A 24626-nucleotide genomic window follows, 5' to 3' on the forward strand; every position below is an offset into this window, starting at 1 on the left:
AGGTCTGTGCATCCGCATCAGGGGCTGTAACAACCGCTCCAATGGCGGTTTGATCAAATGTTGCTAAAGGACGGGAATCCTCACCAGCCTCTACAATGCGAATACCATGATTAAATTCTGTTGCCATTTTGCTCTCCAAATCAATGAAGAGACAATAACAACCATCATCATGCTTCATAAGACTGACAGTGTCAGTCAAAAAAAGCCCTTTAAAGGGCTTTAAAAGAGTGATAAAAGGACAGCCCATTTTATACAGCAGCTATCATTACACTATTGTTTGAATACCTAATAAGCTTCTTCACCTTTTTCTTGTGATTTATCCCTAGGCTCTGCCATTATGTCTTTATCCACTACGGGAGGAGAAAAAACTCCATCCTTATAAGTCCAGCCAATTTGTGCTTCCTTTGAAGGGATAGCTTCTCCATCAAAGACGTGAACATAATCTTTTGATGCTACAATAATATTTGTTACCACACCATTTTCAACAACTGCATATTCCATTAATGCCTCCTATATATAGAATTTGAACAATACTGCTCCATCTCCACCATCGCCACCGTCGTCACCATATTTTCCCGGAAAATAGCCTCCACCTCCACCAGATTTATTATTATAACTTCCTCCACCATTTCCTCCTTTTACGCTCCAACCTTCTCGTACTCGTGAGCTGCTATCGCCGCTAGCACCGCCACCACCACCCAAAATAGAGTTGCCACCATTTCCAACAGCCCCTGATTTTTCTCCATAGCTACCACCTCCACCACCGTTGAAAATAGAATCACGTCCATTTGAACTACTGCTATTGGATGAGTAACCACCTCCAAGACCACCAGGTGAAATTCCTTGAACACCACCGACAGCGCCTGTGCTATTATGTCCATTGACAGCTCCACCACCACCACCACCTGCTATTGTGGATTCTAAAATACGTGTAAAGCCACCATAACCACAAACATCTTTGGGTTGACCGGTATAAAAACCTTTACCACCGCGACCAATGAGAACATTTTTTGTATTTTTGATCTGCGACCATTTTATTTTTTTGTGTACGCAACCGCCGCCGCCGCCACCACCACCTTTATAATTACCGCCACCACCACCGCCACCCCACGCCCATACTTCAACATAGGTATCGTCGGTAATGCCTTCAGGAAATGGAATAGGACCACTTTCTGTCATAAGAATTTCGACAGGTTGTTTGACTAATGAAGCGATCAATTTATCCACTTGCGCCTTGGTATAAACAACATCACCGTCCACTTTAAGCGGTCCTTGCAACATGCTTCCACTTGTACTTAAACTGGTGATCACTTTGTTGTTATGGGTAATATTCAATGATGCATTGCCCAACAGCTCTAAACCGCCACTCATGGTGACTTTGCCGGTAAACTTATTATAACTTTGCCATTCATTGGCTTGTTTTAAGCGCCCATAGGCTGTGAGGTCTTCATTAAGCTTGGCTCTAAATTTATCAAGCCCCACGATATCTTCAATCTTATGTTGATGAGAACCAAGCAAAGATACAGCACTGCCAAAGGTGAAGTTATTATTGCTTGATTTGTAAAGAACATAATTGTTGGCTGCGTCCTTAGCGCCCTCGATATCGCTTAAATCAGCAAAAGTGAAGATTTTATCGGCTGCCATCTTGCCATTAAGGGCGCTTTCTAAACCCGTCACATCACTGATTGTGTGCGTGTGTTTTAAAGGTGCTTTCCCCTCTACCTTTTCCTCAACATCCGCAAGTGCTTGATCAATTTTGCCTAAGTTTTCCCGCAAGATTGGGAATTCAGAACTGATAAAGCGTCCTTCTTTAGGCAATTCCATGTCGAGTTTTTTGGTTTTTGTCATGTGTTTTCTCCCATCACAATATGCCGGCGCCAAAATCACGCACCATGGACCGCGCAGAAGGTCCACCAGTAAGGGTGAGTTTGAGACGTGCTTGTTTTCCTGTTTTGTCACCACTGATAAATTTTCGTTCTGTCCAAAGCGGTTCAGCGAGTTGTTCTGTCTCATCCAGTTTTAAAGGGGTGAAAGCGCCATCATCCAGCTGCATTTCTAGTGAAAAGGTTGCTCCGCCCGGTAAAAAGGTTTTGATATAACTGGTCAGCCTTGCCTTTTCCCCAAAGGCAAAAGCACGCGTGACATAAGTGGCTGTTTTATGAATCTTTCCTGCAATCAATTGCACAGGGGCAAATAAGACGGGTGAAAGCTTCTCTGTGCCTTTGAGAATAGCGCGAAGCTTTACCTTTTCACTGATATATTCACTAAGGCTTAGCAATTGAAAGGGCAGCAGTTGATAAACTGTACCGTTGTTTCGTTCAATTTCAAAGATGACAGAACACTCGCTTGAAGGTAACTCAACGGCTGCACGGATTTGTAAATCAGAGCAATCCACAAGATCAAAACTGCCTAAATCTACGGTTTTTTCTGTTTGCCTGTAGCGGGCTGCCAGCACTCGAAAGGCTAAAGCTTCATCTTGATGGGCTGTCCAGCTCCTCGCATTGACAGAGGAAAAGCGTGGACCGGTCACGTAAGGGTGACTCGAGACGTATCTCTGGTGTTCTGTATCAAAATCTCCAAGTTTGGCGAGTGAGAGGGAATGATCAGCATCATCTGTCTTGATAACAAAAGCCGTTAAGCGGTCATCCATCACAAGGAGTGGTACATCATAGCGTGCCTCTGCCCAACCTCCCTTTGCGCCCTTCATGGAATAGGAGGTTTGTGCTTGGATATCGGCAGTCGGATAGCCATTTTCGGTTGTCACCAAATCAATCACCAGATCATGGTTTTGATTGCCAATTTTACAAAGATGGAAATCAATACCTGTGATTTGACGTGTTTCATCGGGGGTAAAGACTTGGGCTTGCGGGTCGACTTGTGTCCAGATTTTCACCGTGGTGGTGCGCCGCATCACTTTCACATCAATCACACCTTGACCGGTAAAAAGCCCCGTTGCAATGGTTCCTCCTTTTCCCCGTGCCACAACATTTTTTGTCCCAGCCGTAATATTTTGTGGAATCGTGAAAGTGCCTTCAAGGATGCCTTTGGTGTTAGCAACAAGCTTTGTTTTTGGTAAAACATTCACGCCATCAAAGCTAAGGCTTTCCAAGATTTCGCTACTGCCAAAACCTTCAATCTTAAAGTTTACCTTAATTTGTCTCAAAAAATCGATTTGTTCTTGTGTCGCACGCACCAAGTCATCACGGATTTCTGTTCTACGTACGCTACTGCCACGGTGTGTTCCCATATTGAGTTGATTGGTGACACCAGAGAGCCAATCGGTGCGCTGTTCATGCCAAAAGTCTGTTGCGGGGGTAAGGGTGACTGTACCAGGCAAGGGAGAAAAATTTTGATAAGGGTTGATTTTTTCGCAAGCCGTTGTCAACTCTTGCGCGATGATCACTTCATTGGTCCAGTCAAGCGTGACAGGCGCTGTAAGATTAGCGGTGTAAAATGTTGGATCAATGGCAAGCTGCAAAATACCGTTTCCCACAGCCCCCGTTTGTTCAAAACCTTCATCTCTGTAAGCGTCATCAAGAAAAGGGTCAGCAAACATGCCTTTTTTGGCAACAGGTTCTTTAGAGTCCACATTGCTTTTAATGCGCTCTAACTGCATCAGCCTGTCAAGGGAGAGCACCCGTTGAAAATAACGCCACATCTCATCATAAGGGGCAACACGTGTGCCATCATTGACCACAAGGGGGGTGCTAAGCCAATTGTTGGTGATGGTGGCAAGAGAGAGCACATCATCAGGGACACTTGGTGCCATGGGTTGGTCTGATGAAACCCCTTTGATGTAAACCACATTGCCCCCTGTGTTCAGTCCTATACGGTCAATGCGGGGGAGTTTGTAAGTGTAACTGATAATGATATCACCATTCTCAGCACCCCCTGAGACGGTGATTTCCTGTGCTGTGACTTTATCAGCCTGCACCCGTGCACGATAACGATACGTCACCCTATAACTGCTCCCCGCTAAAGGTTCATCCCCCACAGGTGCCCAATCAATGGTGTCTCCGGTTTTTTTAAAATCTGTGCCTTCTTTAAATTCCTTAGTTCCTTGAACGACTTTGATAAACGCGGTGATGCTTTTATCCGGCACACCATCACGCCCGGAGGCAACCGCACCACGGGTGACGTTAACGGTTTTTTCTTTTGTCAACAAAAGAGACTGAATATCGGCAATAGGAAAATAATAGGGTTTAAAGGTAAAACTTGTTTTCCCTTTTGGAGGTGCAAAAATATGCGTTTCGCTTGGAACAACGCTTGTCGAAAAATCCTCTGGCTCTTCATGGCGCAAGGCGGCTAAGCGCTTGCGTTTAAAGCCATTGATATTGGCTTCTCCTTCTTGAATACTAAAGACTTGGCAACCGTTGTTTGGTCCCAATGCGCTTACACGGCAGCCACTCACGATATAATGCCCATGGGCGCGGTCATATGTCGCAATAGCTTGCATAGCGGGTTCAAGCAATGAGGGAGATTTTTGATCAATCAAAACACCATCTTGTAAAATATAAACCGGAAAGAAAGCCCCTTGCTGGTCATCATCTTTGAGAGCCCAGACAAGTTTTGCGATCTCGCGTGCGGCACCAGGCTCTCCTTCTGCCAAGGTGCCAGGGACTTGCCCCAACAGCTCTGGATCATCTTCGTGTGTTATCCATTTTTTTTGTAGCTTTACACCGATTTCCACACGTCCAATCATGGAAACATTATTGAGTACAGCTTCTGCAACGGGGAAAATATCGCCAGCGATATAAATTTTACCCTCTGTCAACGTAACGGTCCTCGTGTCTTTATTGACAAAAGCATCAGCCCGTTCAACGCGGTCTCCTTCTTTTGCCACAAGGCGCCCCAAACGGTCATGGCGTCCCCTTATAATGGTTTGAACCTCATTCAGTTCTCCCGCTTGAATAAAGGGACGCGTGCCATAAAAGACAACGCTTTGTTGTTCCTCTTTGCTAACGGATCTGTCAATTGCAAACGGTAGACCACTTTCATGCTTCATATTAAAACCTCAATAAAATCTTGAATTGTTCGCGAACATCGGCACGCAAAGGAATATTAATGGGCGTTTTGAGTATCTCCACACCACCATTGAGTTCATCAGGCTCACACCAAAGCTTGCCAGGAGGTGTCTGTTCTGCCACAGTGGCATGAACGAGAAGGGAAACAGAGGCGGCTTGTTTGTCCTCAACATCTTCAAAATCTGTGCGGGCAGCAAGAAACAACAGAGTGCCTGTTGGGGAGGGATTAAATCTGTTTCCGCAATGGCTGTAAATACCCTCTAAAGCTTGTTCGACAGGCGCTACAGCATAGCATCTGCGATACCCAATCAGAGTATTTTCAGCGTCTCTTAAAGCCAAATAAAGCGTGCGACCATGAAACCATTCTGCCATGAGCATATCGCGTTCATGTTTTTTGACCGAACACCACGGAAAATTTGCCATATCCCATGGATAATCGATATGGTTCCAGCTTAATTCTTCATCCCCATCATCTATCCAATTGCCAATAAGTTTGCCTTCTTCTCTTGTGAGCGTGTGATTGATTTGTGTTGTGCGTCCAAAGGAAAACAATGTTCCTCCAGCTGTAAGACGGATGCCACTCTCAAAATCCAGCATGCACTCATCAAGCCTTGACATATTGGCTTCAACAGCTTGCACATCATAGCCGTAAACACCACGGCGAAAATCAGAGCGCAAACTTTTGGAAAGGTCGGTAATTGCTTCAATGGCTTCAAGGCTCTTTCGTTCAGGCAACCGGTCAAAGTAGAGTTGAAAGGAGTTCCACCATGCACGCCCCGTCCATGCGGGTTGAAAGCGTGCAGAAATCTCTAACCATTCAAGCCCCATCTCTATTGCAGCTATAGAGCCGCGAATATTTTGCCATGCAAGACCCTGATCAATTAAATCATAAAGGTTAGAGAAATAAGGGCTTAATTCTTGTAAGCCATATTCGTCTATTAAAAAGGGCAACCAAGAAGGCGGACGCGTGATAAATTTCGCGCGGGGTATTTCTTCGAGTGCCGTTTTAACGTGAGGGTCAAGAGCCATTGCTTCGGCAAAACAACGTTCAAATAAGCTTGAATTCGGGGGCAAAAGTGAGGAAAGCATCAATAAGCACGCCCCCGTTCAGACAAAACAATATCCCCTAGTGCGACCGCTTCATCCGGTGCGACCAAAATATCCTCACAAGGGTGCGTTATGTTCACATGGTGAACGCCCTCAACCATCAGGCGGCTTAATATCCAACTTATTGAGAGATCACGCCCAAGCCTTTGCGCACGCGCCCATTCTGCTCTTAAATTCTGCTCCGCTCTTTCCAAAACAAAGGCGCCTTCATCCGGTAACAACCAAAAATCAGCAGAAACATTGATCATCCGCTGTACTGCGCTTTTCACAAAGATGTGGTCATTGGTCATTTTAACATGGGGGCAATCAAGGGCTGCTTGCACCTTGGCAATTAAAGCCTCATCAGCCACCCCTGAACGGGCGTCACTAAAAAGCGCAACATGAATAAGCGGGCTTTTACCCTCACGATAAACAAAAGCATCTTTGACATGGATATCACTAGAGAGAGCAAAATATTGATAACGAGGCACTGTACCCCCTGTGGAATGCCCTTGTCTATTCAAACGAATGCGGCGGCGCAAACGCTCATCATCTTCATCTAAAAGGCGCGTAACCCCGTGAAAATCCCCCAAATGATCTAAACTTGTGCCATGCGCAAATGTGAGTAAATTATCCCGCGCCACTTCATTGATCCGCTGGCGCAATAGCAACTCTTCATAAGCCGCCGCTTGCAATTGAATGACCACCGGATCATAAGCGGTTTTTTCCACATTATAAGGGATATGATGCGCCGCAAAAAGCTCAGTCAAACGCGTGATCTTTTGCTCTAAAATGGCTTCAACAGAAAGCTCTTCAATAATTTGTGGCAGAGGGAGTTGTGGGAGTGGTAAAGGTTCAAACTCTGTCATCACCAACCTCTAAATTGATGCTCATTGGCTCTTTGTGTGACCAATCCCCCAAATGCCCATCGGGATAAAAAACACCCGTTAAAACAAAATGGAATGTGCCTTCACGCGTTGCTTTTGTCAGATCAATCCTCTGCAACGAAAACCCAGGCTCTCCGCATTCTGGATCATCAAGTGCGCAAGCAATGGCTTGATAAAGACGTAAAATCGTTGCAGGATCAGCATTGGCATCTTGGAACTCCTTAACATCACATCCATAATGGCGACGCAAAACCCGTGTTCCCACCCGTGTCATTAAACATTTATGAATGGATTGTTGGCAATGCTCAAAGCCATATAAGAGAGAGCCATCCTTTTCGCTCATCCCGCACCGCATGCTTTAAGCCCCCTTTGTTGTCTTTGTGGTAGAAACCGTTGGGGGGGCAGAAACAACAGGTGCTGGTTTTTCAGCAATCTGACCAAGAAGAAGCGGATATTTTGCTGCCTCTTCACTTAAACGAATTTCCTCACCCTTCCCCGGTGAACGCTGACCTGCAACAAAATCGGCATTGGTTAAAATAACATAAGTATTCTCACGCATCATAAAACTCCTTTAAAGAGGGCTAGAGGTTGTGGAGGGACCCATTTTGACCCCACCATGTTTGTGGCTTGCACCAACCGATTTTTGATTGTGCTGTAAATCTTCTGCTTGAATCTGCACGCAGTCCGTTAATTCAACACGGGTTGATTGATGACAAAGCATGAGCCCTTGTGCACTCAAACGGATTTGGTTTTCCCCATGGGAGAGAATAAGCTCATCCTTCGTGATACGAAGAGCGCCCCCTGCATAACAAAGCGCAAGCTCTTGGAAAGAGCGTGCTGGATTTTGTGCATCCTCACTATAACTATCGCGTACAACCAGAGACGCAGAGCCAATTTCGCCATGGGGATTTAATAAGCGCACTGGATCACCAATGTTTAAAGGCATATTGCTTGAAACAGCACCAGCAGCTTCTTGTGCCTGTAGCCAAGGCGATAAAACCGCTTGACCATTAGCACCTTCACAAGAAAGCTTCACCCGCACCCTATGCCCATCAATTTGCGCCACCCGCCCCATCATGTGCTGGTTGGCAAGACAGCGTTCAAGCGCATCAAGGCGCTTCATGATTTGCCGAAAAGTCTCGCCCAACAAATGCGCATCATTCATGCCAACACCTCATTATCACATGAAATCAAACCACCTTTGAGTTGTCCTTCATCACAAAAAATATCCTGTCCCAACTGATGCAAATCTTGGTGCCATTCCACCACGCTTATCGATACACCGCGCTGCTTAATCGCCGCAGAAATAATGGGGTCAATTAACACATCCCGCGGGGCGCTCAAATGCGTTAACCCCCACAATTGTCCGCTATGGCATAAAACCCCTATCGCTTCTGCCAAAAGCCAACTGGAAACATCCCGCTCTTTACCTGTGGTAATAATAAAAGCCCCTAAATGAAGATCAGCACTCATCTGTCCAGAAGGCATAGGATTTAAACGACTTTCTAACACTGCAACACGCACAGCTGGCGCAACAAGCATCTGTGTTTCAAGCTCTTCTAAATTAAAACGCCCAAATTGACAGCCGCAATCACGCACATCTGGCAAAGCCCTTTTAAGGCTCTTTATCACCGCTTCACGAAACGCATTAATGCGCCCTGCTTGTGTGATCGTTTGTCTCATAAAAAGACCCTTTCCAGCCAATCTTCTGTTGCTTTGACAATTTCCACTTTATTGTGCTCTGAAAGCCCCAAATAGGCACGTGCTGGCATGGTCACTTGGGGAACACACACAAAGCGGTGTGCCTTGCCGCTTTTAAGAAAGAAGCGCAGGGCTTTGCCATTTTTCGGGGAAATAACCCCACCCAATTGATGAATCCGCGCATAAACCAACCCAGAGCCCACAATCACCTGTTCTGGTGAGGCTTTCATATCAATGGAGCGTGAAAGCGCCCCACTGGCATAAAGAATGGAGGTGCGGGCATAATTGTTTTTCCACTTTTCTCCTTGGGGGGAGGTTTTTTCGCTTTGAATGCGCCGCCTTGTGCTCTCTTGGATGAGGCGCCCAACCCCTTGTGATAAAGTTCCCATCGAGCTATCAGCGCCCTTTTGTAAAAAGGATAAAGCCGCTTCAAGCCCGCTCTCTTTAATCTCAATATGGCTTGAAACAGACATGTTATCTTCCCATCAAACGCGGTTTGGCATGGAAAAAAGCCCCATCACGAAGCGGTCCATCTTCACTCATAATTTTAGGTTCATCGACCCCCAAACCCGCTTTGCCTTCTGCAATGCGTTTCAAGAGTTCAACCGCCTGTTTGTAGCGATCTTCAATGGTTGTGGTCAGTGCCGTATGGCGTATGGCTAAATTATAAACAGCAATATTGACACAGATCATGCCAAGAGCCGCCGGCTGTCCAGCAATCGGGACGCAGTAGCGATGAGAGAGATGCACATCAATCTCACCACTTGCTTGGTTTAGAGCAAGGGCAATAGCTTGATCGAAAAGCACTGGATCAGAATTCTCATCATCAAAAGCACATAAGTCTTTCAAGAAATCATCACCCCAGAGCTCTTCAATCAATGTTTTGCTTGCATACGCCATTAAGTCTTTTCCTTAAACAACATCTTGCAGCAACACACCGGCATCTTTTGCTGCCACCAATTCGCACACCCGTTCACCCACACGCACCCGTTTACCACCCGATAAACCAATATCTGGATCAGAGATCACCCCAGAGATACGCTCACCCAACTGAGCACTAAAGCCCCAACTGATGAGAGAACCATCCGCCTGTTGCTTGGTGGGATCAATATAAAGCAGTGCAATCTTATTGCCCCAAACGCGCGCCAATTGTGCCGAACGCCCTTTGCGAGCTAAATTCACTTGCGATTCACCAATGAGTAAACGATCAGGGTGTATTTCCATCAGATCAGCAAATTGCGCTTTGGTGACAAAACCATCAGCAGTGTCACCCCCCTTAACGGCTTTAATGATTTTGGGATGACGTTTGAGTTTTGACCAAACAACTTTACCCATCACAATGGTGTTGGGCGTATAGACGAGGGCTTTGTCCTTCGCCTCATCTAAAGTGGCATAAGGATCAGATTTCTCATAATCACTGAATTTATTTTCACCCTTAAGGGTCATCACCCGCTCTGGTGCGTAATTTTCACTTCTTTGCACAAGAGCTGCTACACGCACTTCACGCCCCAATTCCAGCAAATTGGCAAGTCCCTCTACAGCGGTTTTTTCGGGATTATAACGAGAGCGCTTTTCTGCCCGTGCGCGGGCTGCTGCTTCAATATCTGAATTGGGAATAAGGTCATCAAGCCCGTAATCTCTCACACTGGCTTCCCGTTCAAAGGCAGAAAATTCCACCACATTCGGGCGCCCTTTTCGCCCAACCTCAAGTTCAGGTACGGTAAAATTTTCCGCTAGGGGAAATTCACTATATTTAAACACTTCACTTAAAACACCAACACGGGGCAAAACTTTATCGCCAATAAGAGAACCTGCTGGATTGCGATACCCAATAGCAATCGCGGTGAGTGTTGGATCAATGGGAAAAGGTCTGTTCATCATAAGCCTCGCTTAATTAATTTTAAAAGAAATAACATCACCAGCAGAACCATCACTCATGGCAATGCCAATGGTGCGATCTGCTGCTTCAGCCTTTATGGCGTGCCCCTTTGGGTCAGAGGTTAAAAAGTCACCAAAGGAAACATTGCCTCCACAAACCACTTCGCCCCAACCACATTGGCCAACATCAATCATCTCACCAGCCTTGGCTTCACAAGAGCCGGCAGTGCCTAATAATTTATCACCCTTACCAGTAGCCGTTGCCACCATTCCGTCACCGCGCGCTGCAACAATGCAATAAGGCGAGATCACCCCAGCAGTGCGAAAAGATTTAATCAAAATCATCGTACTCATGATTGGCGCTCCTTTTGCTCGCTAATATAATCAACCGCTTGGCTAATGGTGATGTCGAAGCCTTGTGCTTTCTGCTCTTGTTGATAATGGCGTGCCGCAAGCGCAATATCTTCTGGCGCAAGCTGATGTTCTTGCACCAAGGCACACACTTCTAAAGAGCTTGTTGAGGCAAGCGCCGGCAATTTCTCAACCAAAGTTTTAAAATGTTCCATGCCCCCTTCAAGGGTACAAAGGGCACGATATTCTTCACGCGCAGCAGGCAAAATCTTGCCCTCTTCAATCGCTTTGTCTAAAAGACTCTCAATCGTCGCCTTTTTTTGCTCTTCCCGCAAAAGCGCTAAATCTTCTCGCGCTTTTGTTAATTGGGTATTTAATTCCACGCGTTCCTTTTCGCGTGCTGTAATGCTTGCTAAAATTTCTGCAGGTTTTGCATCTTCTGCCAGCTCCAAAGCACTGGCAATGGCTGTTAAATCCATCATTTTCTCCGTCAAGGTTGTTGGGGACACCACAAGGGGTATCAAAGGGGGTGTTAAAGGGGTTTCACGGCTTAAAGCCGTCATCACAAGGGCAGGACGGTTCACCAACCCTGCCCCTGCCAAACTTAAAATCTCACCATTTTTAGAATGACGAAACTCAGGGGAAAGATAGCGATACTCTCGGGCAATAATCTTTTTAGCTGCCATATCGGTCCAGTTAACCCGACCCCAAATCGCACCATCCCGCTCTGCGAGTTCTTCAATCCAACCACTAGCCGGCGCTTCCAAGCCGTTCCTCGCTCGGTGATGTTGCCCATGCTCATAATCAATCACAAGCGGTCCTTTATTGGCTGCAAAAGCCTTTAAAATCCTTTGTGGGTCATAATGCCATTCCCGCCCATCACGTGCCTTCACATGGGGCGCTTTGGGCAACAACTCTACCCATTCCGGCGCTTGGCTAACGGTGGCCTCTTGGCATAAAATATCTTGGCATAAAACGTCTGGGCAAAGGTCAATGAACGCGGCATAAAATGTTTCAGCATGCCCATCTTCTTGATCTTCGTGAAATTCCTGTTCCATACATTGCCTATTGCTTTACAATCGTCATTGGCAATACAATGCATGAAACTTACTCCCACCATAAGTCTGACACTGTCAGTCAAAAGAGCATTTCTTTAAAAAAGCACTTTTTTCTCTATTATTCTCCTTGTGAGAAAAACCCCCGTGCCAAACCATCCCATAAAATCGTTTTCAAAGGCACTTCAAAGGCGATAGAGCGCCATTATAAGTTTGGAGGTACAATTTATCACTCCACACAAAAAACCTCTCTCAAGCCGTTTTTTTTAAAAGATTGCTTTTTGGCTTAAAAACATTATATCATTGGAGATAAGGTGTGAGCCAGTTTTGCCAGGACGGCTTTGCCGGACCTGCGAGGAGTTGACCGCCCTCCACGCCTTCTCATTTTTCCTCACACACCGGTTTCTTCTTTGCAAAGCCAACAGAGCCGTTTTTTTTAAAGATTGCTTTTGAACATTTACACTGTTATCTTATCCACGAGGCGTGAGCCAGTTATACCAGGACGGCTTTGCCGGATCTGCGAGGAGTTGACCGCCCTCCACGCCTTCTCATTTTTCCTCACACACCAGTTCCTTCTCATCCAAACCAACAGAGCTTTACGGTATTCTCTTTATCGTCTTATATGAAAAAGCCTCTCTCAAGCCATTTTTTTAAAAGATTGCTTTTAAACGTTTAAACTGTTAGATTACCCGCGAGGCGTGAGCCAGTTATGCCAGGACGGTTTTACCGGATCTGCGAGGAGTTGACCGCCCTCCACGCCTTCTCATTTTTCCTCACACACCAGTTCCTTCTCATCCAAACCAACAGAGCTTTACGGTATTCTCTTTATAACAACCTCTCGCCTTTCTTTTCAGCCGCATCCAATAAGCGTCCAATTTCTCTGAAGCTCTTTTTATGCATGGAGGTCAACCACCATTCTTGTTTGCTTGCCACAAATTTAACCGCTAAGCGCCACCACGCCCCACCACTTTCACCCAAAAACACAACGCTCGGTACACCTTTTCGCCTGATAATTCCATGAGGGCGGATGAGTGTTTGAATGGCGCCTCGAAAATCCTCCAAATGAAGAGCTCGTGCTTGATGCTCTAACAAAATATGTTTCACACTGTCTGAAGATAAGCGAATAAGAGAATTGTCACCACCAAAAACATCACGTACCTTTTTTATCATTGGTGCTATGGGAATAAACCCGCGCGGCATACGACCTTCAAACATCGCTTCCAAAAGTGGTGAGCCCACAATATCTTCAATAGCAATACGCTTGCCATTATCCCCCATTACAGAAACTTTATCACTTAAAAATCGGCTTAAATTTTGCGCACGATGTTTCCCAGGATTAGAATGCCAACCAGGATCAATGCCTACGGGTATCTTCTCAACTTTTCCCGTTCGCTTATTGCGCCAACCCCGCTCCTCCACATGGGGTGGTGCTGTCCCCTCTTCATAGCCTAAATTGTCCGCCTCATAACGGCTTACCTGCCGCACACTGCATTTACACCGCCAGCCATTGGGCGGATAAAGCCAATCCCAAATGGGATCATCAACAAGTGCCGTAAACCCCACCCAACTTTCATGTTCCAAACGCTTATGTTCTGAACTCGACAAAGCATAGGTGAGATAGGGCAAAAACTCTTTATTATTTTGTGTACGTTCCCATTCACCTGCCGCATGGGCACTCATGGTATTCGCCCAATAGACCGTTTCTAAACGCCGCGGACTGCCCAATTGCACCACACTCTTTTCACCCGTTTTCGGATCAATGCTGGTCTTTTTCCCCCACCAACCCTTTTCCTGTAAAATCGGCATTAAATTTTTTTGAAAATCTTGCAAAGGAACTTGATGCTTTATGGCGTCTCCAACGGCTCGCTTAAAATCATCCAAAATGTCATAACCCACCGATTTTGCTACCGTAAAGGAAAAGGCATGCTCTTCTGGTGCTATATCCCGCCAATCAAAGCTTGGAACAATATTTTTGGCGGCAAAATAACGGATAACCTCTTTAGGTGCTGTTTTAAAAAGTTCCTCATCCATGATACCCCAGTCCCCGCGCAATCATTTGCACCTTTGCCAAGCGTGCTGCCAAGGCATGATGGTCCATCTCGCCCAACAATTCATCCAAGCCTTTAAGGATATCCTCATAACTTTTAGCCTCTCTCACAAGCTTTTTAAAAGGCTCTAAAAGGGGCTCTAAATCCTCTTCCCAGTCACTTAAAGCCTCTTCAGAAAGTCGGTCCAATTCGTCGTGATGTTTCCCACCCTGCTCTTTTCCAACCCCTTCTTTTCTTGTCACAGAAACATCAAAAGCACCCCCACAATCAGCACAAACATGAGCTTTTTGTTGCCCCGCATTATCCTCTTGTTCTCTCTCATCATCAGGACTAAGAGAAGCAGCCCTTAAAACATCCTCTCCCTTTGTTGGTTGCGAAAAGCCAATCTTATTGCGCACTTCTTGCTCCCCAACACGCAAACCCAAGGGCACAAGTTTTTCTAAAGCATCGCTAATGGCTTTAATATCTTCATTTTCCGAAATCGGCCAATAGACAAGGGGAGTGCGCTCTTGGCGCCCAAAATTAATCTCAACAAAAGGCACAATCAAATCACGATTAGCTGTCAAAGCCAATTGCCGTGCATCAGCTCTGGCAATATCATGGCGGACATTTTCATGAATGCGTGCTTGCGAAAAGGACGCGCCATCATCCGTCGTCATGGTTTGCCCCAATACCCCTTTAGAGATCTGTCGATCTAAATATTCCGCCTTTGCGGCAAAAACCGCATTGCCACTGCCCCCTGCCGCTTCAATAAATTCAATCTCCATCTCTTTGGGAATAATCGCTGCCGCATCACTGGATAAATCACGCACAGCTTGAATAAGAACCCGCCGTTCCTCATGAGAAGAGCTTGCACCATATTTCCCCACACGCAAGGGCATGCCGTAAACTTCTAAGAACGCCATCCAATCTTTCAAGGTATAAGACTTAAACAAAAATGCCCAAGCCGCAAGCCGTGCAAGCCCAGAGCGGATAGGTAAGCCACTTTTCAACTTGGGTCTGTGAATGGAAAATTTATAAGCAGGCAACTCTGTTCCGTACAAAGACCCCTCTTCTTTTAAACGCAAATGAAAGCCATCACGCCGGTCTAATTGAAAAAACCGCTGATCACGCCATTTCCAAGCAACCGGCCACCATTCCTTGGCACTCTTGTCCCACAAGGTTTCAACAATCGCATAGCCTTTTCCCAAAGCATCTAACAAATCCGTCACATAATCATCAACAAAGGTAGGTGCACTAATCATTTCTCGAACAGCATCGGCAATTTTTTTGTCCTGTGCACTGTTGCTTGCAGCAATCACCCCAGGCTCCACCCCTGTGAGAGCATTTTTACGCATGCCAAGCACAGCACGATAATGTAAATCACGCTCTTCCATATCATCGGCAAGTTGGAAAAACTGCTCTGGCTGCCCCCGTGCTGCCTGTTGCAAAATATCAGCAAGTTGCGCAGGTGTTAAACCACTGACAATGGTTTGTGACCACACATCACGAATACCACCAATGCTTGGACTTGCCACCTCCCGCTCCAACCCTTTGATATGAAGCGCCCTACCCCACTGATCAACCAGTTTTACCATCTCATCATCCCATCAATATATCTTTGATCTCGTCGTTGAAAAAAAAGGCGTTGAAAAGAGTGGGCTTTCATTAAAACCATAAACCTCTCTCACAGGCGTATATTCGTAAATTTCAGGCGCCTGCCGACTGGCAAAATAAGCCAAAGCGCAAGCAATCGCGCTATCACCATGGCGCATAAAACCGTCACTGCCTTTAAAACGATGATTGTCTGGAATTTTCACAATGCCATTGACATAAGCAAGCGCTTGATGATCGGCAACAATGTCACTATCGCGCGGCAAAACAATGGACCCATCCCCAAAAGCTTCCAAATAAGCCGGCATTTCTTTGCCATACCAACTTTGCGACAATTGTACTTCCCTCACACAAGCCCCATAACGCTGCGCTGCTTTTTCCGCTAAATAAGCCCCATTGCCACGTGCATCCAAAGCGCCCCCCAACAAACGTGGCAAGCCATTCACCCCATAAAATAAAATCTCTCTTTGTTGATCAAACGGCATATTGCGCAATTCCACCATAAACCGGACACGGCGCACCAAATCTTGCCCCACTTCCATCACCACAATCGACGTTGCATCGCCGCTGCGCGCAAAATCAACCCCAAAAACATGTTGGCGCCGCCGATCAAGCCCAATATGAAGAGGTTTTACATGCTTCTCACACCAAGCAAACGCCGCTTGACTTCGTTGATCATCCGATTGATTTTTAAAACCATCCACACAAGCAAAACGCAACACCGCAATATCTCGCGCACAACAATTTTCAATCTGTAAGCGTGTTAAAGCCGCCCCTTCTTGATCTGCCGGTATGGCATCTAATTCTTGGCGCATAGCACTCAAACGCACCCCATAAGAAGCACGGATTTGCTCTTCCCATTTTTGCTCAGCTGCTAAACTCCACCCCTCTCCCTTCATGGCACAAACCCGTTTAAACAAGCCATTTTTAACCGCTACACCAAAGGGATAACAATGCAGAGAAAAAGGAACCTTGCCCGCGCGTGCCTCACGGATCAGTTCATTGAAAGGATTAAGCACACCATTGTGTGTTGAGATCACACGGATCTTGCCTCCCCAAATCAACAAGGCATTCACCGCATCCAAAACAGAGCGCACATCTTTATGAAACGCCGCCTCATCAATCACCACAATGCCCTGGAGACCACGGATATTTTCAGGGCGGCTAGAAAGCGCCTCAATCCGAAAACCTGAAGCAAAGCGCACGCGGTAAGCAGAGATATATTTTGTTGACCCATCCTCTTTTTGATCAGAGAATAAAAATTCCTCCACATCACCACTATTGCTGGTAAGTGCTGAAGCAAAATTGCTCACATAACCAATAAACTCACGCCCCTTTTCTTTGGTGTCGCCAATGTAAAAAACATTATCGCCACCAGCTTCACGCGTTGCTGCCGCAATAAGGGTATCATCCAAAGCTTCTGCAAAAGTAATGCCGGTCCGCCGCCCCTTTTCAACCAATTTTAATGGTGACTTATCTTCAATCCATGCCCGTTGATGCGCCATCAAAATCCCTTCCTCCAAAGGATCTTGCTCTTTTGGAAAAGTACTCGCCTGCCAAATATCAAAACCGCTCTGATGATCAAAGACATGACTTTTTGAGAGAGGCTGTTCAACCATTTTTTACCCCCAACACTTGCGCGCGAATAGCCCGTGCCGTCTCTTCTGAGAGCCCCGCTGCTGCCGCTGCCACCTCAACCGCTTTGCTTGCCTTGCTTGTAAAATCCTTTTCCAACTTTTGCCGCCTCGTGGTCGACAAATGTTCAGCAGCCAAAACCCCTTTAAGCGCATTCGCCAACTCTTGAGCAGCCTTTGGCGAAAGGCTTTTCCCACTGCTTAACGTGGAAAAAATAAGCTCTTTAATCGCTGCGGCTGTTAACAGAGTAATATTGTCAGAAGCTTTGGCATCAAAGCGCTGAGAAAGACTTGCCGCAATTTCACGGGTTTGTTCTAAGCGGCGTGACATCACCGCTAAACGCAAAGAATAACGATTAAAACTGGAAAAAGAGGGAATAGAAAAGCTTAAACCCGTTTCTTTTTTTAAAGCCTTCAAAGCCGCTTTAAACTCACCATAAATAGCCATTTGTGTCTTCTCACGCCCATTTAAAGCTTCAGCAGCCGCAGCAATAATTTGATCACAAGCTTGCGGCAATAAATCAATCGCCGTTAAGCGTCCACGCCCGACCTTGCGCATCTTTTACCTCGTCTTTTATTGATGAACGTTTAGGCCGCTTAATCCCCTCAATGGAAAAGCTCCGGTCTAAATGACGCGCTCCCCGTTCTGTTAACGCCGCAAGAAAAACCGAACCTGCCTGTTTTAACGTGACAGCACCTTGATCTTCCATAAAAGCCAGTTCATTGTGCACAAAATCGCGATCACGCCGGATACCATAACTGTATAACAACCGCTCAATCATCGCACTCGATAAAGTTTCGCTGCGCTCACAAGCTAGCCCTTTTAAAATAATCAGCCGCGCTTCTTCACGGATGATTTTATCCATATCTGCTTTCATTTCTTGGCATTCTCCAGTAAAAACTCTTGCAAGCGCTCACCAATGGCTGCCACCGGTTGTAATTGCGCAGAAAGCGTGTTGAGACGACCATTCAATTTCTCCATATTCACTTCCAATCTTTGCAACGCATCGCGATCAGGCAAAAAGTCCATCTCCGTTTCTAACTTTTGTACACGCTCTTTAAGCACAACGAGATCTTTCAGCATTTCCCGCGCACCTGAAGAAAAATAGGCTCTCAAAACCCCACAAATCGCAACAATCGATAACAACAACGATAACCAACCATTGGCCACACTGATATCTAAATTCACGAACCCCTCCTTGACTTCATTAAAATGGCTTTGACAGCTGCTCGTCTGTGCTGTTCACAGATCAATAAAGCAGTGCGATCACGGCTCCAATAATGCACCACTTCGCGCCCATTCAAAGCACGCTCTGGTAGTAAAACAGGGCGGCTACACGCCATGCGAACAACAGGCGGCAATTCGACCGATAAAAACTGATAAGCAAAACTATCCCTTGGCTTGGGTGTTGAGCAAGCGCACACGCTCAAGCCCAATGCCACAGCCAGTAGTTGGCAATACTGCATTGACCTCCTCCATTTTTTTAAGCCTTTGTCTTAAAGCAGAAATCACTCCTTGTGCTTGCAGCTCTGCTCTTTGTGCGGCCTCTCTTTGTTGCTGCTGCTCAAGCTGTGCTTGTAGGGAAACCTTGGCAATTTCTAAGCGCCAATACACATCACGCGCTCTTTCCGCCTTTAAAACTTGCGCTTTCATAAAGCCAAAAGCCGCTAACATCACACTTGCCAAAAAAAGCAAACCAAAAGACAGTTTTGAAAGTAGATTAAACATTGCGCTTATCTCTCCACCCCGTTATCTCCACTCCATCATAGGAGCTGCTATGCCGCTTATTAAAACGCTTGCTATTGGAAAAATCCACAGAACCAAAACCGCGGTGCACACCCAAATTGCCAACGATAATCGCCACCATCGAAGGAATAGAAATGCCCGCCATATCAACAATGCGTGGTGCACCCCACAAACCACCACAAATGAGCAAAAAAATAACCCCCCAAGCAAACCAGAAGGACCACCATAAATAACGCCGAGACCCCCGATAAGACGGTTTCATGCCTTCACCTCGCATGACAGCCCCAAAAGCTTTTTAGCGCGATTAAGATACGTCAAACGTTGCACAATTCCATTCTTGCCCCCATTAATCGCCTTGGTAATCCTCACAACATCATCTTGGTCAGCAAGCTTGTTCAAGCCTTTCATCTGCCAAAACCAAACAGCCGACCAAAGCGCTGCTGGAAACTGTTCCAGCACTTCTGGAAAAGCTTCACAATCAACCGCTTGTTCATCAACTAAGCGCCAAAAATTCGTAAAACGGCGATAATTATTCCGCCCCGTTAATTGGATCAAACCACGCCCCTTAAAGCGCACACCATCCCCAGGGTTGACATTGCCTAAATCACGCCGTCCCTCATAAGCGCGCCCAGAAGCATATTCACACACCGTATAAAATCCATCACTCTCATGGGCACATTGGCTTAAAAAATGCGCAACACGCAAATGTGTCGTGAGTGCGCCATAAGACAAAGCTTTAGGCAGTGCTCGTGCCATTTCAACGATAATAAAATCTTGGCGCGCATGATGCGTCAGTTTAGGCGCAAGGCAATGAAGAAAAGAAGCATCTATTGAAATCATAACAAACCACTCAATGAATAAAAATCCATTCGCAGTTTATCGGGTCTCACTCCCCCAAGATAAGCCTGACACTGTCAGTCAAAACTCTCAATACTCATAAAACTCTGGAAATAATAAACCTTGTGGCTCTTGCAAAGAAATTTTCTTCTTCAAGCGATAAGCTGTACGCACATGCATACCAGAAACCGCAGCCGCTGCATCTACCGACCAGCCCTTTTGCAGCGCTTGCATCATTTTTTGCCGCCGTTCAGCATCTCTGCCAAGGGGGATAAGAAGGCGCACACCAGAACCATTAAAACAAAAATGGTTGATCAATTGCTCCGCCTCTTCAAACCCAACAATTTCAATCAACCAATCCGCATTCTCAAGACGCCCAGGGATATAAACTTCTCGCCCACCAAAAGCCCGCATCATATTCCATGCTGCTTCACTGCCCGCAACATCAGCTATTTCACGCAATAAGGCAGGAAAATCGCTATAGATTTCCTCTTGCATGCATGCTTACCCCTCGCTTTTAACACTTTTACGGATTTTCCGCCCCCAAACATTCATCACTTCTCTAAAGTCGCCCCCACTCATCTCACCCAAAGCTTTACCACTTAACGCCATAACACTTTGATGAAAAGATTCCACATCAAACACAGCATCGGGATTCAAACGCTTCCATTGGGCACACAAAATCAAATATCCTGGCATTTTCTGCCAAGAATCTTGAATCTTTTTCCCTTTCCAGTCAACCCCACCCTCACGCTGCAACCAACCTTTCAACGCCTCAATAGCTCTGCATGCATCATCGCTATCGCGTAAAAAACGAATATGATCAATCCCTGTCTGTCTTTTCACAAAGGCAAGCAACGCTTTATCTGAACGATCACGAATAATGCCAAGATTCCACCCAGCAATCCAGAGCGCCTGGAGCTTCTTAGCATATTTACCCTCTAAACGCTTCACATTCGGCTCAAAACCACACGCTTTCATTTCAGCGACGACTAAACGTTTCTCTAAAAAGTTCAAATCTTTCGCCGATTGCTTGCCTGTCAAACGATAGAGCAGTGCGCGATAGGTCTCATCATCAAGACCTAACGCGCGTTTTCCCATATGAAGGACAGCTAAAGACATGTCACCCCCTCACGTCTTCGCCAGATCAATGGTTACAGCACGCCAAGCGCTTTCCAAACTATCGCGCTCATAAAAACGCACATATTCCTTAGATGTCGTCACTCGGATCGCTTCACGGATCGCCCGCATCGCCTCTTTCCAGCGTGGATCATCAATATCCAAACGCAACAGCATAAAGATCTCCCCCCGATTCACCTTGCCTTCTTTATCCGTATTAAAAGCACGCGTAATAATCGCACGGATTTCAGGGCGCGCATCCGCAGACCATTCATTTAAACACTCATCAAGAAGGCTTTTGGCAATTTGCAATTGTGGTCCAAAATCAAAGCTCTCCTGCACTTGCACCTTAATACGTTGTAAACCATCAAAACTTGTGTAAGTACAATTACCCTTTTTGCCACGCCGCTCCACACCATATTCTTGCGCAAGCAAGCTATCAAAATCACTCAAATCCGCAATCGTATGGTTGTTAAAACGTGCAATCCTTGCCGATAACTCTTTCGCAAAACCCATAATTTTGCGCACCGTTTCATCCTCTAACAAATCCGCAGGGCGGATCAGGCTTACCGGCACCAAAGCCCCTTTTGCATCCTTCATATAACGCGTGCCTTCAAGTTCAATTTGTGGATTCATCACCAATGTCCTCCTTATGTTTTTTGAAACCGACGAAATGGCACAACATCCCCTGAAGAAGGCGCACATCCCGCTTTCAATTGCCAACGACACCGCATAAGCTCATGACCTAAAATGTGGTTATAGCCTGCCAAGCGGCGCAAATACTCATTTAATTCTCGAACATCTTGTCCATGCAAAAAAAGTCCACTCATCTCATACTTCAAAAAGCCAGTGCGCAAAGCAATCAAGCAATCTCTCACCATATAAGGGTTCCGTTCCATTATTTATCTCCTCCAAAATCCATATAAATCACACGATTGCTCTCATCCGCATCAGTGCTGTCACACTCAGCCAAAACTTCTGCAACTTCAGCTTCCAAAACCGCATCCGCCTCCCCCAAACGGTGAACACTCAACTCCAATTCAAGCAATAACGCCAAATCAACACACAATTTAAGCTTTTCTCCAATATCAAAACCGCATTGATAATCGTCATAAAGACCAACAAGCGTATCGGATAATTCTTTGTCGCATAAAGGGATCATGCCAATTCCTCCACGTCACGGTTTTTCCATGCCGCTTTGACATGTTTCAGAGTCACCTCACACCCATCTCCAAGCGCTGCCATACGTGCCAACATCATGGTTTTATCAATTTGCCGCAAAGCTCCAGCCTTTAAGCCTATCCCTGTCAAAAACTTTATCGCACCAACATCTTCAATCCCCCAATCATGAATACGCGCTGCAATATCCTCACTATAGGGTTTGCGCCGTTTCAGATGCATCGCCAATCGGCTTTTAATTTGCGCATAAGAGGGACCATTTTGACGGTGAACCAACCGCCCCGAGATCTCATCATTCCCAACCAAAGCGAGCCCCGTGCCATTAATATCAACAAAATGGCGCAACTGATTAATCGCCTCATCCGTTAAATTTTGCGCCTCATCAACGATCAACAATGTTCCCCCCCCCACACGCTCTAATCTCTTGCCAATGGCACGAGTTAAGCGGGTGGGATTATATTCCACCACTTCCAATTCTGCTGCCATATCATTCAAAATACCATGAACACTGCGCGTATGCGGACTTGCTGTCACCAGATAAACATGCGGGCGGGTAGAGCGGTAATAGCGGCAGGTTTCCGTCTTGCCACTACCCGCATCAAGCGTAATCATCACCATATCCCCCGTACTTTGTGCCAGTGTTAGCGTGTCAATGATTTCACAAGCTATACGGTTCTTTTGAAAAGCTGGCTTTTCAGGGATCATCTCCAAAAGCCCTGCCGTTTCTTTTAACGCTTCAACCCATTGTTGCACTTTGGCATTTTGCTTGCCTAATTGCCCCGCATAACTACCCGCATACCACTGCGAAAAGGTGCCATCCGGCATACCTATGCGCCGCGCCACTTCTGCTTTAGTCCAGCCATTCGTCCGTCCTAAAGCGCGCACTGAATCCACAAGCGCATCCCATAAAGCAATATCATCACTGTTGCGGTTTTGGGCTGTCCCATCGGGCTGTTTTTTTGGTCGCTCCCAAGGATTTTTATCAACGGTTGCATTTATCGCGTACTTCATATATATTCCCCTTTCGTATTGATTTAGACATCGACAAGGGGAAGGCTAAAATCTTGCCCCTTGTCTTTTGTCTTCAATGAACATTTAAAACCGTACGCGATACTAAAACGGCTAACCTTGCAAATCCCCCTCTCTTTCTCACACATCAGAGAACTTGCTAACTCCACGCATCTCTCCCGATCAGGCAAAGACACCTAGAAACTTCATGTATTGATTAGACTTTGAAATGGATTAAGACTTCTCCTCCCCCCTTTCTTTAATTAACGCTTCAACCCCGCACATGGACCTCAACCGGTCCCCTTAAATCCCCCCCTCTCTTTTCCTATCTTCTAGGAAACTTGATCACTTCATGCACCTCACTTGAAGCGCTAAGGCGTCTTAAAGCTTGGTGCAAATGTTGACTAAACTCTTGCGCATCTAAAGCCTCATCATCCCCTAAAACCGCATCATGAGCCTTTAAAGCGAGATTCCCCGCATTCTTTGGCATCAAGCGGCTTACCTTTGGGGAAACAGAACGCTTGGATTTTGCATCATCACCCCTCCTTGCAACTTTTGCATAAACATCCGCCAATTGATCAGGCGCAAGCTTTGCTGCCAACTGCTTTTCTGCTTTAACAGCTCTCACATATTCTTTACGCAAACGCCCATTCAAACGCGCTGCCTGCTGGTCGTAAAAACCCACATCCGCAAGGCAAGGTGCTAAACAAAGCAACTGATTATTCAAATCATAAACCCGCAAATCTTGGTGCAAATTATCCGGGTCAAAGCGCACAATCACCTTTTCTCCCGCATAGCTATTCAACGCCCGCGCCCAATAACGATTGCCATAAAAATGAATCTCGCCCGTCCCCTTTTGCGTACGCAACGCCTCTGAAGTCAAAAGCCATAAAGCCCTCTGGGCTGCGGTTGCTTGCCGAACTATCGTTCCCTCTGCTTGCAAACTCTCAGTAAAGGTCTCATCAAAACTGCGCCCCGCACAATTAACCGCCTTGCGCCCCGCTTGCGCATTATGTGCCACAATCTGCGCCCCAACATGGGCTTTGAATTCTTCAAATCCTATCGCGCGCCGCCCATAATCTTCCGGCTTGGCATCTGGTTTATTGCCCGTATAAGCCCCCGCACATAATGGGTGTTTTGAAATCGCTTCTGCCAAATCACGCCATGCCCGCTCAATCGGTTTCGATTGTCCGCTATAAGGGGTGGTCCATTGCAATTGAATGCCCAAACTCGTCAAAAGACCCTGCGGTTCATCCGCCTTAATCTTAAAACGAAAGCGGTTTTGCACACCTCCAGAAATCCACTTGCTGGTAAAAGCACGCCCATTATCCAAGGTCATACGCTCTGGTATCCCATAAGCCTCCACCATATCCCCAATCACCAAACGCACGATTTCCCAAGTCTCAGCATCTGATAAGCGCCATGATAAAATCTTGCCCGAATAAAGATCTTGAATGGCAATCAGATAAAGCCGCACAG

At 46.2% G+C, this 24626-nt stretch carries 31 protein-coding genes and 1 pseudogene; all 32 read right to left on the minus strand.

Going from position 1 to position 24626, the window contains the following annotated elements:
- Positions 1-199 (minus strand): annotated as a pseudogene (locus tag PVV65_RS07795) (hypothetical protein); the annotation flags it as partial.
- Positions 200-285: 86 nt separating this feature from the next.
- Positions 286-501 (minus strand): hypothetical protein, encoded by a 216-nt coding sequence (locus PVV65_RS07800; RefSeq protein ID WP_273722058.1) that lies wholly within the window; start codon positions 499-501, stop codon positions 286-288.
- 9 nt (positions 502-510) lie between these two features.
- Positions 511-1848: a Bgr_08870 family protein gene (locus PVV65_RS07805; protein ID WP_273722056.1), complete on the minus strand. Its 1338-nt coding sequence runs from the start codon at positions 1846-1848 to the stop codon at positions 511-513.
- Between the two features lie 13 nt (positions 1849-1861).
- Positions 1862-5005 (minus strand): DUF4815 domain-containing protein, encoded by a 3144-nt coding sequence (locus PVV65_RS07810; protein WP_273789787.1) that lies wholly within the window; start codon positions 5003-5005, stop codon positions 1862-1864.
- A 1-nt stretch (position 5006) separates the two neighbouring features.
- Complete coding sequence (locus PVV65_RS07815; RefSeq protein ID WP_273789788.1) at positions 5007-6113, minus strand: phage tail protein; 1107 nt, start codon at positions 6111-6113, stop codon at positions 5007-5009.
- Positions 6113-6979, minus strand: coding sequence for a baseplate J/gp47 family protein (locus PVV65_RS07820; RefSeq protein WP_273789789.1), 867 nt, complete (start codon positions 6977-6979; stop codon positions 6113-6115). Before PVV65_RS07820 ends, PVV65_RS07815 begins: the two co-directional genes overlap by 1 nt.
- Positions 6966-7352, minus strand: coding sequence for a GPW/gp25 family protein (locus tag PVV65_RS07825; protein WP_273789790.1), 387 nt, complete (start codon positions 7350-7352; stop codon positions 6966-6968). The genes PVV65_RS07820 and PVV65_RS07825 overlap by 14 nt, the downstream gene beginning before the upstream one ends.
- A 3-nt stretch (positions 7353-7355) precedes the next feature.
- The gene (locus tag PVV65_RS07830) at positions 7356-7556 is read right to left on the minus strand and encodes a hypothetical protein (RefSeq protein WP_273722071.1); all 201 of its coding nucleotides are present in this window, start codon (positions 7554-7556) and stop codon (positions 7356-7358) included.
- Between the two features lie 12 nt (positions 7557-7568).
- Positions 7569-8162 (minus strand): baseplate assembly protein, encoded by a 594-nt coding sequence (locus tag PVV65_RS07835; RefSeq protein WP_273789791.1) that lies wholly within the window; start codon positions 8160-8162, stop codon positions 7569-7571.
- The gene (locus PVV65_RS07840; RefSeq protein WP_273789792.1) at positions 8159-8680 is read right to left on the minus strand and encodes a hypothetical protein; all 522 of its coding nucleotides are present in this window, start codon (positions 8678-8680) and stop codon (positions 8159-8161) included. Before PVV65_RS07840 ends, PVV65_RS07835 begins: the two co-directional genes overlap by 4 nt.
- Positions 8677-9171: a phage virion morphogenesis protein gene (locus tag PVV65_RS07845; RefSeq protein ID WP_273789793.1), complete on the minus strand. Its 495-nt coding sequence runs from the start codon at positions 9169-9171 to the stop codon at positions 8677-8679. Before PVV65_RS07845 ends, PVV65_RS07840 begins: the two co-directional genes overlap by 4 nt.
- A 1-nt stretch (position 9172) precedes the next feature.
- Positions 9173-9598, minus strand: coding sequence for a gp436 family protein (locus tag PVV65_RS07850; protein WP_273721628.1), 426 nt, complete (start codon positions 9596-9598; stop codon positions 9173-9175).
- A gap of 12 nt (positions 9599-9610) precedes the next feature.
- Positions 9611-10576 carry a capsid protein gene (locus PVV65_RS07855; protein ID WP_342752509.1) on the minus strand — a complete coding sequence of 322 codons (966 nt, stop codon included), beginning with the start codon at positions 10574-10576 and terminating at the stop codon, positions 9611-9613.
- A gap of 12 nt (positions 10577-10588) precedes the next feature.
- Positions 10589-10930, minus strand: coding sequence for a hypothetical protein (locus tag PVV65_RS07860; RefSeq protein ID WP_273789794.1), 342 nt, complete (start codon positions 10928-10930; stop codon positions 10589-10591).
- Positions 10927-11985: a phage protease gene (locus PVV65_RS07865; protein ID WP_273789795.1), complete on the minus strand. Its 1059-nt coding sequence runs from the start codon at positions 11983-11985 to the stop codon at positions 10927-10929. The genes PVV65_RS07860 and PVV65_RS07865 overlap by 4 nt, the downstream gene beginning before the upstream one ends.
- A gap of 822 nt (positions 11986-12807) precedes the next feature.
- On the minus strand, positions 12808-14013 hold the full coding sequence (locus PVV65_RS07870; RefSeq protein WP_273789796.1) for a phage minor head protein: 1206 nt from the start codon (positions 14011-14013) through the stop codon (positions 12808-12810).
- Positions 14006-15607, minus strand: a complete 1602-nt coding sequence (locus PVV65_RS07875; RefSeq protein WP_273789797.1) for a DUF935 domain-containing protein — start codon at positions 15605-15607, stop codon at positions 14006-14008. The genes PVV65_RS07870 and PVV65_RS07875 overlap by 8 nt, the downstream gene beginning before the upstream one ends.
- Before the next feature lie 12 nt (positions 15608-15619).
- The gene (locus tag PVV65_RS07880) at positions 15620-17242 is read right to left on the minus strand and encodes a hypothetical protein (protein ID WP_273789798.1); all 1623 of its coding nucleotides are present in this window, start codon (positions 17240-17242) and stop codon (positions 15620-15622) included.
- Entirely contained in the window at positions 17235-17816 is a 582-nt protein-coding gene (locus PVV65_RS07885; RefSeq protein ID WP_273755263.1) for a phage protein Gp27 family protein, read from the minus strand. The genes PVV65_RS07880 and PVV65_RS07885 overlap by 8 nt, the downstream gene beginning before the upstream one ends.
- Positions 17779-18135: a hypothetical protein gene (locus PVV65_RS07890; protein WP_273721640.1), complete on the minus strand. Its 357-nt coding sequence runs from the start codon at positions 18133-18135 to the stop codon at positions 17779-17781. Before PVV65_RS07890 ends, PVV65_RS07885 begins: the two co-directional genes overlap by 38 nt.
- Positions 18132-18446, minus strand: a complete 315-nt coding sequence (locus tag PVV65_RS07895; RefSeq protein ID WP_273718828.1) for a DUF2730 family protein — start codon at positions 18444-18446, stop codon at positions 18132-18134. Before PVV65_RS07895 ends, PVV65_RS07890 begins: the two co-directional genes overlap by 4 nt.
- Positions 18443-18682, minus strand: coding sequence for a hypothetical protein (locus PVV65_RS07900; RefSeq protein WP_273721642.1), 240 nt, complete (start codon positions 18680-18682; stop codon positions 18443-18445). Before PVV65_RS07900 ends, PVV65_RS07895 begins: the two co-directional genes overlap by 4 nt.
- Entirely contained in the window at positions 18648-18986 is a 339-nt protein-coding gene (locus PVV65_RS07905) for a hypothetical protein (RefSeq protein WP_273789799.1), read from the minus strand. The genes PVV65_RS07900 and PVV65_RS07905 overlap by 35 nt, the downstream gene beginning before the upstream one ends.
- Positions 18979-19266: a hypothetical protein gene (locus PVV65_RS07910; protein ID WP_273789800.1), complete on the minus strand. Its 288-nt coding sequence runs from the start codon at positions 19264-19266 to the stop codon at positions 18979-18981. Before PVV65_RS07910 ends, PVV65_RS07905 begins: the two co-directional genes overlap by 8 nt.
- Positions 19263-19844 (minus strand): peptidoglycan-binding protein, encoded by a 582-nt coding sequence (locus tag PVV65_RS07915; RefSeq protein ID WP_273789801.1) that lies wholly within the window; start codon positions 19842-19844, stop codon positions 19263-19265. The genes PVV65_RS07910 and PVV65_RS07915 overlap by 4 nt, the downstream gene beginning before the upstream one ends.
- An 87-nt stretch (positions 19845-19931) precedes the next feature.
- Positions 19932-20339: a helix-turn-helix domain-containing protein gene (locus PVV65_RS07920; RefSeq protein ID WP_273789802.1), complete on the minus strand. Its 408-nt coding sequence runs from the start codon at positions 20337-20339 to the stop codon at positions 19932-19934.
- A 6-nt stretch (positions 20340-20345) separates the two neighbouring features.
- Positions 20346-20963 carry a gp16 family protein gene (locus PVV65_RS07925; RefSeq protein ID WP_273755271.1) on the minus strand — a complete coding sequence of 206 codons (618 nt, stop codon included), beginning with the start codon at positions 20961-20963 and terminating at the stop codon, positions 20346-20348.
- 9 nt (positions 20964-20972) lie between these two features.
- Positions 20973-21596 carry a DUF3164 family protein gene (locus tag PVV65_RS07930; RefSeq protein WP_273757312.1) on the minus strand — a complete coding sequence of 208 codons (624 nt, stop codon included), beginning with the start codon at positions 21594-21596 and terminating at the stop codon, positions 20973-20975.
- A 14-nt stretch (positions 21597-21610) separates the two neighbouring features.
- Entirely contained in the window at positions 21611-21859 is a 249-nt protein-coding gene (locus PVV65_RS07935) for a hypothetical protein (protein WP_273789803.1), read from the minus strand.
- A complete protein-coding gene (locus PVV65_RS07940) occupies positions 21859-22122 on the minus strand; it encodes a hypothetical protein (protein WP_273789804.1) in 264 nt (87 codons plus the stop codon). The genes PVV65_RS07935 and PVV65_RS07940 overlap by 1 nt, the downstream gene beginning before the upstream one ends.
- Positions 22119-23150 carry an AAA family ATPase gene (locus PVV65_RS07945; protein ID WP_273789805.1) on the minus strand — a complete coding sequence of 344 codons (1032 nt, stop codon included), beginning with the start codon at positions 23148-23150 and terminating at the stop codon, positions 22119-22121. Before PVV65_RS07945 ends, PVV65_RS07940 begins: the two co-directional genes overlap by 4 nt.
- A gap of 322 nt (positions 23151-23472) precedes the next feature.
- On the minus strand, positions 23473-24626 hold a 1154-nt coding region (locus PVV65_RS07950; RefSeq protein WP_273789806.1), incomplete at its 5' end, for a transposase.

The organism is Bartonella sp. ML70XJBT (genome assembly GCF_028618425.1).
GTDB lineage: Bacteria > Pseudomonadota > Alphaproteobacteria > Rhizobiales > Rhizobiaceae > Bartonella.

Coding starts and splice junctions, on each gene's coding strand:
- PVV65_RS07815 (WP_273789788.1), bottom strand. CDS start 6,113: ATGCTTTCCTCACTTTTGCCCCCGAATTCAAGCTTATTTGAACGTTGT.
- PVV65_RS07870 (WP_273789796.1), bottom strand. CDS start 14,013: ATGGATGAGGAACTTTTTAAAACAGCACCTAAAGAGGTTATCCGTTAT.
- PVV65_RS07865 (WP_273789795.1), bottom strand. CDS start 11,985: ATGGAACAGGAATTTCACGAAGATCAAGAAGATGGGCATGCTGAAACA.
- PVV65_RS07945 (WP_273789805.1), bottom strand. CDS start 23,150: ATGAAGTACGCGATAAATGCAACCGTTGATAAAAATCCTTGGGAGCGA.
- PVV65_RS07920 (WP_273789802.1), bottom strand. CDS start 20,339: ATGCAAGAGGAAATCTATAGCGATTTTCCTGCCTTATTGCGTGAAATA.
- PVV65_RS07905 (WP_273789799.1), bottom strand. CDS start 18,986: ATGTTTAATCTACTTTCAAAACTGTCTTTTGGTTTGCTTTTTTTGGCA.
- PVV65_RS07940 (WP_273789804.1), bottom strand. CDS start 22,122: ATGATCCCTTTATGCGACAAAGAATTATCCGATACGCTTGTTGGTCTT.
- PVV65_RS07915 (WP_273789801.1), bottom strand. CDS start 19,844: ATGATTTCAATAGATGCTTCTTTTCTTCATTGCCTTGCGCCTAAACTG.
- PVV65_RS07935 (WP_273789803.1), bottom strand. CDS start 21,859: ATGGAACGGAACCCTTATATGGTGAGAGATTGCTTGATTGCTTTGCGC.
- PVV65_RS07850 (WP_273721628.1), bottom strand. CDS start 9,598: ATGGCGTATGCAAGCAAAACATTGATTGAAGAGCTCTGGGGTGATGAT.
- PVV65_RS07885 (WP_273755263.1), bottom strand. CDS start 17,816: ATGCGCAAGGTCGGGCGTGGACGCTTAACGGCGATTGATTTATTGCCG.
- PVV65_RS07910 (WP_273789800.1), bottom strand. CDS start 19,266: ATGAAACCGTCTTATCGGGGGTCTCGGCGTTATTTATGGTGGTCCTTC.
- PVV65_RS07860 (WP_273789794.1), bottom strand. CDS start 10,930: ATGAGTACGATGATTTTGATTAAATCTTTTCGCACTGCTGGGGTGATC.
- PVV65_RS07835 (WP_273789791.1), bottom strand. CDS start 8,162: ATGAATGATGCGCATTTGTTGGGCGAGACTTTTCGGCAAATCATGAAG.
- PVV65_RS07830 (WP_273722071.1), bottom strand. CDS start 7,556: ATGCGTGAGAATACTTATGTTATTTTAACCAATGCCGATTTTGTTGCA.
- PVV65_RS07800 (WP_273722058.1), bottom strand. CDS start 501: ATGGAATATGCAGTTGTTGAAAATGGTGTGGTAACAAATATTATTGTA.
- PVV65_RS07845 (WP_273789793.1), bottom strand. CDS start 9,171: ATGTCTGTTTCAAGCCATATTGAGATTAAAGAGAGCGGGCTTGAAGCG.
- PVV65_RS07855 (WP_342752509.1), bottom strand. CDS start 10,576: ATGAACAGACCTTTTCCCATTGATCCAACACTCACCGCGATTGCTATT.
- PVV65_RS07925 (WP_273755271.1), bottom strand. CDS start 20,963: ATGTCTTTAGCTGTCCTTCATATGGGAAAACGCGCGTTAGGTCTTGAT.
- PVV65_RS07810 (WP_273789787.1), bottom strand. CDS start 5,005: ATGAAGCATGAAAGTGGTCTACCGTTTGCAATTGACAGATCCGTTAGC.
- PVV65_RS07880 (WP_273789798.1), bottom strand. CDS start 17,242: ATGGTTGAACAGCCTCTCTCAAAAAGTCATGTCTTTGATCATCAGAGC.
- PVV65_RS07825 (WP_273789790.1), bottom strand. CDS start 7,352: ATGCGGTGCGGGATGAGCGAAAAGGATGGCTCTCTCTTATATGGCTTT.
- PVV65_RS07805 (WP_273722056.1), bottom strand. CDS start 1,848: ATGACAAAAACCAAAAAACTCGACATGGAATTGCCTAAAGAAGGACGC.
- PVV65_RS07875 (WP_273789797.1), bottom strand. CDS start 15,607: ATGGTAAAACTGGTTGATCAGTGGGGTAGGGCGCTTCATATCAAAGGG.
- PVV65_RS07930 (WP_273757312.1), bottom strand. CDS start 21,596: ATGAATCCACAAATTGAACTTGAAGGCACGCGTTATATGAAGGATGCA.
- PVV65_RS07820 (WP_273789789.1), bottom strand. CDS start 6,979: ATGACAGAGTTTGAACCTTTACCACTCCCACAACTCCCTCTGCCACAA.
- PVV65_RS07840 (WP_273789792.1), bottom strand. CDS start 8,680: ATGAGACAAACGATCACACAAGCAGGGCGCATTAATGCGTTTCGTGAA.
- PVV65_RS07890 (WP_273721640.1), bottom strand. CDS start 18,135: ATGAAAGCAGATATGGATAAAATCATCCGTGAAGAAGCGCGGCTGATT.